This window comes from Pseudomonas sp. W2I6, assembly GCF_030815935.1.
Lineage (GTDB): Bacteria > Pseudomonadota > Gammaproteobacteria > Pseudomonadales > Pseudomonadaceae > Aquipseudomonas.
The window spans coordinates 7,123,641-7,134,941 of sequence record NZ_JAUSXJ010000001.1; the positions used below are offsets into that span (position 1 = coordinate 7,123,641).

The following is an 11,301-nucleotide window of genomic DNA, read 5'->3' on the forward strand; positions in this document are numbered from 1 at the left end:
CTTAAAGCGGCTCCAGAGTGTCGCTTTCCAGGGTCCGGTTTGCGGCATCCACGGGAGCCTTGGCTTCAGGTAGCAGCAGGCACAATACGATGGCGGTCAGGCCGCCGCTGGTGATGGCCGAGTCGAACAGGTTCTGCACCAGGGTTGGCATCAGGTGCAGCAGGTTCGGTTGCGCCGCGATCCCCAGGCCGACGCCGAACGAGGTGGCGATGATCAGCATGCTGCGCCGATCCAGCGGGGCCTGGGCGAGAATGCGCACGCCGGCCGCCGCTACGCTGCCGAACATCACCAGGGTTGCGCCGCCCAGCACCGGCTTGGGGATTTGCTGCAGCACCGCACCAATCAACGGAAACAGCCCGAGGCAAAACAGTACCGCGCCGATGTACAAGCCGACGTAACGGCTGGCCACGCCGGTCAGCTGGATCACGCCGTTGTTCTGGGCGAATGTGGTGTTGGGAAAGGCACTGAAGGTGGCTGCGATCATGCAACTGATGCCATCTCCCAGTACGCCACCCTTGAGTCGGCTTATATAGGAAGGGCCGCTGATGGGCTGGCGGGCGATCATGCAATTGGCAGTGAGGTCACCGACGGTTTCGATGGTGCTGATCAGATAAATCAGTGCTACCGGCAGGAAAGCGCTCCAATCGAAGTTGAAACCGAAGTGGAACGGTGTAGGCAGGCTGATCAATGGCAAGTCAGGCAAGGCTTGGGGCACCAACTTGCCGCTGAACCAGGCGGCGAGGCTGCCCAGTGCGAGGCCGATGATGATGGCGGAGAGCCGTACCCATGGCGTGTTCGAGCGGTTGAGCAGGATGATGGTCAGTACCACGAACAGGCCGAGTGCCAGGTTGGTTGGCGCGCCGAAGTCCGGGGCATTGAAGCCGCCTCCAAGGTCAGTGATGCCGACCTTGATCAGGCTGATGCCGATCAGTGTGATGACGATGCCGGTCACCAGCGGCGTGATTACCCTTTTGAGCTGACCGATGAAACGGCTCAACACGACCTGCACTGCGGCGCCGAAGAAGCAGATACCGAAAATCATCGCCAGGATGTCTTCCGGGCTGCCGCCGCGTTGCTTGACCAGAAACCCGGCCGACAATACGGCGCCGAGAAACGCGAAGCTGGTGCCTTGCAGGCAGATCATCCCGGCGCCAATGCCAAACGGCCTGCGCGCCTGGATGAAGGTGCCCACACCGGAAACCATCAATACCATGCTGATCAGGTAGGGCAGGTGGGCGGTCAGGCCCAGGGTAGAGCCAATGATCAGCGGCGGGGTGATGATGCCGACGAAGGCAGCCAACACATGCTGCAACGCGGCAAGCAATGCAGGCAAAGGTTTGGGCCGATCGTTGAGGCCGTAGATCAGGTCGCTGGGGGTGTTGGATTCTGGCGGCATGGCGGGGAACTCATGGCTGACGGTTCGAGATCCCCTTGTCTTGCAAAAAGCTGTCCAGTTGCTCAGGTTTTATGTAAGGCCCGTGTTAGCGCGTTGCGGCCAGACTTTCGAGGAAGCTTTCCAGCACCAAATGAGGGCGACGGCCCTTGCGCGTGACCGAAGCGAGGCTCAAATCGTAAAAACGTGTAGCCGGTTTCAGCGCGCGCAGTCGGCCTTGTTGTACCCACAGGCTGGCGTAGTGGTCGGGCAGGTAGCCGATGTAGCGGCCGGTGAGGATCAGGAAGGCCATGCCCTCGCGGTCCGAGGCACTGGCGGTGCAATTGAGTGCCTGGTAGTGCGCCTGGATATCCGCGGGCAGGCGGAAGGTTGGGGCGATGGCGTCCTGGCTATTGACGCGGTCGTCGTCCAGTTGCTTGTCGTCGGCGTAAAACAGCGGGTGGCCCACTGCGCAATAGAGCAGCGAGCGTTCGCTGTACAGCGGCTGGTATTCAAGTCCCGACAAGGCGCTGGCCTGGGGGACTACGCCGACATGCAGGCGGCCGTCGAGCACCCCTTGTTCGACTTCATTGGGGGCGATCATGCGGATCTGGATCTGTACATCCGGACCGCGTTCCTTCAACTGTGCCAACGCGTGGGTGATACGCATGTGGGGCAGGGTGACCAGGTTGTCGGTCAGGCCGATGATCAGCTCGCCGCGCAAGTGTTGGTGCAGGCCGTTGACCTCGGTGCGAAAACTTTCCAGGGCGCTGAGCAGCTGCAGTGCCGACTGGTAAACCTCGCGTCCTTCCTCGGTCAGGGAAAACCCCGCCCGCCCGCGTTGGCACAGGCGCAGGCCAAGGCGCTGTTCAAGATCACTCATTTGCTGGCTGATGGCCGAGCGGCCAATCCCCAGTACGGTTTCCGCCGCCGAGAAGCCACCGCACTCCACCACGCTGCGAAAGATGCGCAACAGTCGGATATCGAAGTCGCTGACTTGGGCCAGAGGATCGGGTCGACGGCTGCTCATAGTTTAGTGAAGGCCTGACTGAAGGTTAGAAGAGTTGGATTTCACCGACTTTATCCCCGTGGCAATTTAGCTGCAACAACGCTTTTCAATCCCGACGCTGCCTTTTGCCTTGCGAGGTTTTGCTCATGAACATGCCCGAAAACGCTCCGTCCACCCTGGCCAGCCAATTGAAGCTGGACGCGCACTGGATGCCGTACACCGCCAACCGCAACTTTCATCGTGACCCGCGCCTGATCGTGGCAGCTGAAGGCAGCTGGTTGACCGATGACAAGGGGCGCAAGGTGTATGACTCGCTGTCGGGTCTGTGGACCTGCGGCGCCGGGCACACTCGCAAGGAAATCCAGGAAGCGGTCTCCAAGCAACTGGGTACGTTGGACTACTCGCCGGGCTTCCAATACGGTCATCCATTGTCGTTCCAGCTGGCAGAGAAGATTACCGACCTGACGCCGGGCAACCTGAACCATGTGTTCTTCACCGACTCCGGCTCCGAGTGCGCCGATACCGCGGTGAAGATGGTGCGTGCGTACTGGCGCCTGAAAGGCCAGGCGACCAAGACCAAGATGATCGGCCGTGCCCGTGGTTATCACGGTGTGAACATCGCCGGTACCAGCCTGGGCGGCGTGAACGGTAACCGTAAGATTTTTGGTCAGGGGCTGATGGATGTTGACCATCTGCCTCACACCCTGCTGGCGAGCAATGCGTTCTCCCGTGGCATGCCGGAGCTGGGCGGGATTGCCTTGGCGGACGAGCTGCTCAAGCTGATCGAGTTGCACGATGCGTCGAACATCGCCGCAGTGTTTGTTGAACCGATGGCGGGCTCTGCCGGCGTGCTGGTTCCGCCGCAGGGTTACCTGAAGCGTCTGCGTGAGATCTGCGATCAGCACAACATCCTGTTGGTGTTCGACGAAGTGATCACCGGCTTCGGTCGTACCGGTTCGATGTTTGGTGCTGACAGCTTCGGTGTGACCCCGGACCTGATGTGCATTGCCAAGCAAGTCACCAACGGCGCGATCCCGATGGGCGCGGTGATTGCCAGCACCGAGATTTATCAGACGTTCATGAATCAGGCGACGCCTGAGTACGCGGTGGAATTCCCGCACGGCTACACCTACTCGGCCCACCCGGTTGCCTGCGCGGCTGGCTTGGCGGCACTCGACCTGCTGCAGAAGGAAAACCTGGTGCAGAGCGTGGCCGAAGTCGCACCGCATTTCGAGAATGCGCTGCACGGCCTGAAGGGCAGCAAGAACGTGATCGACATTCGTAACTATGGCCTGGCCGGTGCGATCCAGATTGCCCCGCGTGATGGTGATGCCATCGTGCGTCCGTTCGAAGCGGGCATGGCCTTGTGGAAAGCCGGCTTCTACGTGCGCTTTGGCGGCGACACCCTGCAGTTCGGCCCAACCTTCAACAGCAAGCCGCAGGACCTTGATCGCTTGTTCGATGCGGTCGGCGAAGTGCTGAACAAGATCGACTGATTTCTCCTTCTATATAGAACAACTTTTCAGGAGCCCTGCATGAGCCTCATCCAGCATTTGATCAACGGCCAATTGGTCACCGAAAACGGTCGCACTGCCGACGTGTACAACCCGTCGACTGGCCAGGTGATTCACCAGGTGCCGTTGGCCAGCCGTGAAACCATTCAAAGCGCCATCGATTCGGCCAAGGCGGCTTTCCCGGCCTGGCGTAACACGCCACCGGCCAAGCGTGCCCAGGTGATGTTTCGTTTCAAGCAATTGCTTGAGCAGAACGAAGCGCGTATCTCCCAGCTGATCAGCGAAGAGCATGGCAAGACCCTGGAAGATGCGGCCGGTGAGCTCAAGCGCGGGATCGAGAACGTGGAGTACGCGTGCTCGGCGCCGGAAATCCTCAAGGGCGAGTACAGCCGTAACGTTGGCCCGAATATCGATGCCTGGTCTGACTTCCAGCCGTTGGGTGTGGTGGCCGGTATTACGCCGTTCAACTTCCCGGCGATGGTGCCGTTGTGGATGTATCCGCTGGCGATCGTCTGCGGTAACTGCTTCATCCTCAAGCCGTCGGAGCGTGATCCAAGCTCGACGCTGCTGATTGCACAACTGTTGCAGGAAGCTGGCTTGCCTAAAGGCGTGCTGAGTGTGGTGCATGGCGATAAAGGCGCGGTGGATGCGTTGATCGAAGCGCCGGAAGTCAAGGCGTTGAGCTTTGTCGGCTCGACGCCGATCGCCGAGTACATCTATTCCGAAGCCACCAAGCGCGGCAAGCGTGTACAGGCGTTGGGCGGGGCGAAGAACCATGCGGTGCTGATGCCGGATGCGGATCTCGATAACGCTGTCAGTGCCTTGATGGGCGCGGCGTATGGTTCGTGCGGTGAGCGTTGCATGGCGATCTCTGTTGCCGTGTGTGTCGGCGACCAGGTGGCTGACGCATTGGTCGCCAAGCTGGTGCCGCAGATCAAGGCGCTGAAGATTGGTGCGGGCACCACGTGTGGATTGGACATGGGGCCGCTGGTCACTGGCCAGGCGCGCGATAAAGTCAGTGGCTATATAGAGGACGGCGTTTCTTCGGGTGCTGAGTTGGTCGTCGATGGTCGTGGCCTGAGTATTGCCGGTAATGAAGATGGCTTCTTCCTGGGGGGCAGTTTGTTCGACCGCGTGACCCCGCAGATGCGCATCTATAAAGAAGAGATCTTCGGGCCGGTGCTGTGTGTGGTTCGGGTGAACAGCCTGGAAGCGGCCATGCAGTTGATCAACGATCACGAGTACGGCAACGGCACCTGTATCTTCACCCGTGACGGTGAGGCGGCGCGGTTGTTCTGTGACGAGATTGAAGTGGGTATGGTTGGCGTCAACGTGCCGTTGCCGGTGCCGGTGGCTTATCACAGCTTTGGTGGCTGGAAGCGCTCGCTGTTTGGCGACTTGCATGCCTATGGGCCGGATGGGGTGCGGTTCTATACGCGTCGCAAGGCGATTACTCAGCGCTGGCCGCAACGGGCCAGTCATGAGGCGTCGCAGTTTGCCTTTCCTAGCTTGTAGGTTCGGTAAGTAGAAGGCCGGCCCCTTGGGGCCGGCCTTTGCTTTTCAGGGCTTTTTTGACCGATATGACAGTATTGTGAAAAAAGGTGTTGACGGCAGATTCTGGAAGTCTATAATTCGCCCCACTTCCGGCGCAGTCGAAACGGAAAACTCCTTGGTAAACAAAGAGTTATGTAGGTTTCGATAGCGGGCTGCTTCAGATCATCGAAGCCCAGAAGGAGTTAGTAAGGCAGTGTTGTTTGGCCCTATTAACGGTTCGATCTTCTCGGTCGAAAGCGGAGAAAAAGAGGTGTTGACAGCAGCGTGTAACGCTGTAGAATTCGCCTCCCGCTAACGAGAGATCGGAAGCGCAAGTGGTTGAAGTTACAAAGGAAACTTTGAAAACTTCTGAAAATAATCACTTGACAGCAAATGAGGCTGCTGTAGAATGCGCGCCTCGGTTGAGACGAAAGATCTTAACCAACCGCTCTTTAACAACTGAATCAAGCAATTCGTGTGGGTGCTTGTGGGGTCAGACTGATAGTCAACAAGATTATCAGCATCACAAGTTACTCCGCGAGAAATCAAAGATGTAACCAACGATTGCTGAGCCAAGTTTAGGGTTTCTTAAAAACCCAAAGATGTTTGAACTGAAGAGTTTGATCATGGCTCAGATTGAACGCTGGCGGCAGGCCTAACACATGCAAGTCGAGCGGTAGAGAGAAGCTTGCTTCTCTTGAGAGCGGCGGACGGGTGAGTAATGCCTAGGAATCTGCCTGGTAGTGGGGGATAACGTCCGGAAACGGACGCTAATACCGCATACGTCCTACGGGAGAAAGCAGGGGACCTTCGGGCCTTGCGCTATCAGATGAGCCTAGGTCGGATTAGCTAGTTGGTGGGGTAATGGCTCACCAAGGCGACGATCCGTAACTGGTCTGAGAGGATGATCAGTCACACTGGAACTGAGACACGGTCCAGACTCCTACGGGAGGCAGCAGTGGGGAATATTGGACAATGGGCGAAAGCCTGATCCAGCCATGCCGCGTGTGTGAAGAAGGTCTTCGGATTGTAAAGCACTTTAAGTTGGGAGGAAGGGCAGTAAATTAATACTTTGCTGTTTTGACGTTACCGACAGAATAAGCACCGGCTAACTCTGTGCCAGCAGCCGCGGTAATACAGAGGGTGCAAGCGTTAATCGGAATTACTGGGCGTAAAGCGCGCGTAGGTGGTTCGTTAAGTTGGATGTGAAATCCCCGGGCTCAACCTGGGAACTGCATTCAAAACTGACGAGCTAGAGTATGGTAGAGGGTGGTGGAATTTCCTGTGTAGCGGTGAAATGCGTAGATATAGGAAGGAACACCAGTGGCGAAGGCGACCACCTGGACTGATACTGACACTGAGGTGCGAAAGCGTGGGGAGCAAACAGGATTAGATACCCTGGTAGTCCACGCCGTAAACGATGTCAACTAGCCGTTGGGAGCCTTGAGCTCTTAGTGGCGCAGCTAACGCATTAAGTTGACCGCCTGGGGAGTACGGCCGCAAGGTTAAAACTCAAATGAATTGACGGGGGCCCGCACAAGCGGTGGAGCATGTGGTTTAATTCGAAGCAACGCGAAGAACCTTACCAGGCCTTGACATCCAATGAACTTTCTAGAGATAGATTGGTGCCTTCGGGAACATTGAGACAGGTGCTGCATGGCTGTCGTCAGCTCGTGTCGTGAGATGTTGGGTTAAGTCCCGTAACGAGCGCAACCCTTGTCCTTAGTTACCAGCACGTAATGGTGGGCACTCTAAGGAGACTGCCGGTGACAAACCGGAGGAAGGTGGGGATGACGTCAAGTCATCATGGCCCTTACGGCCTGGGCTACACACGTGCTACAATGGTCGGTACAGAGGGTTGCCAAGCCGCGAGGTGGAGCTAATCCCAGAAAACCGATCGTAGTCCGGATCGCAGTCTGCAACTCGACTGCGTGAAGTCGGAATCGCTAGTAATCGCGAATCAGAATGTCGCGGTGAATACGTTCCCGGGCCTTGTACACACCGCCCGTCACACCATGGGAGTGGGTTGCACCAGAAGTAGCTAGTCTAACCTTCGGGGGGACGGTTACCACGGTGTGATTCATGACTGGGGTGAAGTCGTAACAAGGTAGCCGTAGGGGAACCTGCGGCTGGATCACCTCCTTAATCGACGACATCAGCTGCTCCATAAGTTCCCACACGAATTGCTTGATTCATTGAAGAAGACGATAGAAGCAGCTTTAAGCTCCAAGCTGATAGCTCTTAGCTAATCAGTTACGCGCTCGAAATTGGGTCTGTAGCTCAGTTGGTTAGAGCGCACCCCTGATAAGGGTGAGGTCGGCAGTTCGAATCTGCCCAGACCCACCAATTTTGTTATGGGGCCATAGCTCAGCTGGGAGAGCGCCTGCCTTGCACGCAGGAGGTCAACGGTTCGATCCCGTTTGGCTCCACCATTAACTGTTTCTACTGTTAGAGTTTAGAAATGAATATTCGCCAATGAATATTGATTTCTAGTCTTTGATTAGATCGTTCTTTAAAAATTTGGGTATGTGATAGAAAGATAGACTGAACGTTACTTTCACTGGTAACGGATCAGGCTAAGGTAAAATTTGTAAGTAATTGCGAATTTTCGGCGAATGTCGTCTTCACAGTATAACCAGATTGCTTGGGGTTATATGGTCAAGTGAAGAAGCGCATACGGTGGATGCCTTGGCAGTCAGAGGCGATGAAAGACGTGGTAGCCTGCGAAAAGCTTCGGGGAGTCGGCAAACAGACTTTGATCCGGAGATGTCTGAATGGGGGAACCCAGCCATCATAAGATGGTTACCTTACACTGAATACATAGGTGTATGGAGCGAACCAGGGGAACTGAAACATCTAAGTACCCTGAGGAAAAGAAATCAACCGAGATTCCCTTAGTAGTGGCGAGCGAACGGGGACTAGCCCTTAAGTGGCTTTGAGATTAGCGGAACGCTCTGGAAAGTGCGGCCATAGTGGGTGATAGCCCTGTACGCGAAAATCTCTTAGTCATGAAATCGAGTAGGACGGAGCACGAGAAACTTTGTCTGAATATGGGGGGACCATCCTCCAAGGCTAAATACTACTGACTGACCGATAGTGAACTAGTACCGTGAGGGAAAGGCGAAAAGAACCCCGGAGAGGGGAGTGAAATAGATCCTGAAACCGTATGCGTACAAGCAGTGGGAGCAGACTTTGTTCTGTGACTGCGTACCTTTTGTATAATGGGTCAGCGACTTATTTTCAGTGGCGAGCTTAACCGAATAGGGGAGGCGTAGCGAAAGCGAGTCTTAATAGGGCGTCTAGTCGCTGGGAATAGACCCGAAACCGGGCGATCTATCCATGGGCAGGTTGAAGGTTGGGTAACACTAACTGGAGGACCGAACCGACTACCGTTGAAAAGTTAGCGGATGACCTGTGGATCGGAGTGAAAGGCTAATCAAGCTCGGAGATAGCTGGTTCTCCTCGAAAGCTATTTAGGTAGCGCCTCATGTATCACTGTAGGGGGTAGAGCACTGTTTCGGCTAGGGGGTCATCCCGACTTACCAAACCGATGCAAACTCCGAATACCTACAAGTGCCGAGCATGGGAGACACACGGCGGGTGCTAACGTCCGTCGTGAAAAGGGAAACAACCCAGACCGTCAGCTAAGGTCCCAAAGTTATGGTTAAGTGGGAAACGATGTGGGAAGGCTTAGACAGCTAGGAGGTTGGCTTAGAAGCAGCCACCCTTTAAAGAAAGCGTAATAGCTCACTAGTCGAGTCGGCCTGCGCGGAAGATGTAACGGGGCTCAAACCATACACCGAAGCTACGGGTATCATCTTCGGATGATGCGGTAGAGGAGCGTTCTGTAAGCCTGTGAAGGTGAGTTGAGAAGCTTGCTGGAGGTATCAGAAGTGCGAATGCTGACATGAGTAACGATAATGGGTGTGAAAAACACCCACGCCGAAAGACCAAGGTTTCCTGCGCAACGTTAATCGACGCAGGGTTAGTCGGTCCCTAAGGCGAGGCTGAAAAGCGTAGTCGATGGAAAACAGGTTAATATTCCTGTACTTCTGGTTATTGCGATGGAGGGACGGAGAAGGCTAGGCCAGCTTGGCGTTGGTTGTCCAAGTTTAAGGTGGTAGGCTGGAATCTTAGGTAAATCCGGGATTCTAAGGCCGAGAGCTGATGACGAGTTATCTTTTAGATGACGAAGTGGTTGATGCCATGCTTCCAAGAAAAGCTTCTAAGCTTCAGGTAACCAGGAACCGTACCCCAAACCGACACAGGTGGTTGGGTAGAGAATACCAAGGCGCTTGAGAGAACTCGGGTGAAGGAACTAGGCAAAATGGCACCGTAACTTCGGGAGAAGGTGCGCCGGTGAGGGTGAAGGACTTGCTCCGTAAGCTCATGCCGGTCGAAGATACCAGGCCGCTGCGACTGTTTATTAAAAACACAGCACTCTGCAAACACGAAAGTGGACGTATAGGGTGTGACGCCTGCCCGGTGCCGGAAGGTTAATTGATGGGGTTAGCTAACGCGAAGCTCTTGATCGAAGCCCCGGTAAACGGCGGCCGTAACTATAACGGTCCTAAGGTAGCGAAATTCCTTGTCGGGTAAGTTCCGACCTGCACGAATGGCGTAACGATGGCGGCGCTGTCTCCACCCGAGACTCAGTGAAATTGAAATCGCTGTGAAGATGCAGTGTATCCGCGGCTAGACGGAAAGACCCCGTGAACCTTTACTATAGCTTTGCACTGGACTTTGAATTTGCTTGTGTAGGATAGGTGGGAGGCTTTGAAGCGTGGACGCCAGTTCGCGTGGAGCCAACCTTGAAATACCACCCTGGCAACTTTGAGGTTCTAACTCAGGTCCGTTATCCGGATCGAGGACAGTGTATGGTGGGTAGTTTGACTGGGGCGGTCTCCTCCTAAAGAGTAACGGAGGAGTACGAAGGTGCGCTCAGACCGGTCGGAAATCGGTCGTAGAGTATAAAGGCAAAAGCGCGCTTGACTGCGAGACAGACACGTCGAGCAGGTACGAAAGTAGGTCTTAGTGATCCGGTGGTTCTGTATGGAAGGGCCATCGCTCAACGGATAAAAGGTACTCCGGGGATAACAGGCTGATACCGCCCAAGAGTTCATATCGACGGCGGTGTTTGGCACCTCGATGTCGGCTCATCACATCCTGGGGCTGAAGCCGGTCCCAAGGGTATGGCTGTTCGCCATTTAAAGTGGTACGCGAGCTGGGTTTAGAACGTCGTGAGACAGTTCGGTCCCTATCTGCCGTGGACGTTTGAGATTTGAGAGGGGCTGCTCCTAGTACGAGAGGACCGGAGTGGACGAACCTCTGGTGTTCCGGTTGTCACGCCAGTGGCATTGCCGGGTAGCTATGTTCGGAATAGATAACCGCTGAAAGCATCTAAGCGGGAAACTAGCCTCAAGATGAGATCTCACTGGAACCTTGAGTTCCCTGAAGGGCCGTCGAAGACTACGACGTTGATAGGTTGGGTGTGTAAGCGCTGTGAGGCGTTGAGCTAACCAATACTAATTGCCCGTGAGGCTTGACCATATAACACCCAAGCAATTTGCGTCGAAGAGACCAGATTGCGGTGTGTGAAGACGAAACGAACCGAAAGTTCGAGATCTTGCAAAACACCGAAAGCTATCACATACCCAATTTGCTGAAGCGAGGCCAGCTGGCCACGACTCAGTACCCGAATTTCTTGACGACCATAGAGCATTGGAACCACCTGATCCCATCCCGAACTCAGCAGTGAAACGATGCATCGCCGATGGTAGTGTGGGGTTTCCCCATGTGAGAGTAGGTCATCGTCAAGATTAAATTCCAGAACCCCTGATTGCTTATGCAGTCAGGGGTTTTGTTTTGCGCGG

The 11,301-nt window shown here is 55.4% G+C and carries 4 protein-coding genes, 2 tRNA genes and 3 rRNA genes; 7 read left to right on the forward strand and 2 right to left on the reverse strand.

Annotated features, from left to right (window positions below; genetic code table 11):
• Position 1: 1 nt before the first annotated feature.
• Together QF039_RS32800 and QF039_RS32805 are read right to left on the reverse strand one after the other, a co-directional pair.
• The gene (locus QF039_RS32800; protein WP_307522697.1) at positions 2-1,396 is read right to left on the reverse strand and encodes a uracil-xanthine permease family protein; all 1,395 of its coding nucleotides are present in this window, start codon (positions 1,394-1,396) and stop codon (positions 2-4) included.
• An 85-nt stretch (positions 1,397-1,481) separates the two neighbouring features.
• Positions 1,482-2,402 (reverse strand): LysR family transcriptional regulator, encoded by a 921-nt coding sequence (locus QF039_RS32805; protein ID WP_087693467.1) that lies wholly within the window; start codon positions 2,400-2,402, stop codon positions 1,482-1,484.
• A gap of 125 nt (positions 2,403-2,527) precedes the next feature.
• Between QF039_RS32805 and QF039_RS32810 the strand changes: the two genes are divergently transcribed.
• The 7 genes from QF039_RS32810 to rrf all read left to right on the forward strand — a co-directional run bounded on the left by QF039_RS32810 (position 2,528) and on the right by rrf (position 11,247).
• On the forward strand, positions 2,528-3,877 hold the full coding sequence (locus tag QF039_RS32810; protein WP_008430786.1) for an aspartate aminotransferase family protein: 1,350 nt from the start codon (positions 2,528-2,530) through the stop codon (positions 3,875-3,877).
• 39 nt (positions 3,878-3,916) lie between these two features.
• Positions 3,917-5,410: a CoA-acylating methylmalonate-semialdehyde dehydrogenase gene (locus tag QF039_RS32815; protein WP_003211182.1), complete on the forward strand. Its 1,494-nt coding sequence runs from the start codon at positions 3,917-3,919 to the stop codon at positions 5,408-5,410.
• Between the two features lie 626 nt (positions 5,411-6,036).
• Positions 6,037-7,573 (forward strand): 16S ribosomal RNA (locus QF039_RS32820).
• A gap of 124 nt (positions 7,574-7,697) precedes the next feature.
• A tRNA-Ile gene (locus QF039_RS32825) sits at positions 7,698-7,774 on the forward strand.
• A gap of 10 nt (positions 7,775-7,784) precedes the next feature.
• Positions 7,785-7,860, forward strand: a tRNA-Ala gene (locus tag QF039_RS32830).
• A 224-nt stretch (positions 7,861-8,084) separates the two neighbouring features.
• Positions 8,085-10,978: ribosomal RNA gene (locus QF039_RS32835) — 23S ribosomal RNA — on the forward strand.
• A gap of 153 nt (positions 10,979-11,131) precedes the next feature.
• Positions 11,132-11,247: ribosomal RNA gene (gene rrf, locus QF039_RS32840) — 5S ribosomal RNA — on the forward strand.
• Together the 16S, 23S and 5S rRNA genes with 2 tRNA genes alongside form the textbook arrangement of a ribosomal RNA operon.
• The last annotated feature ends 54 nt before the right edge of the window (positions 11,248-11,301 follow it).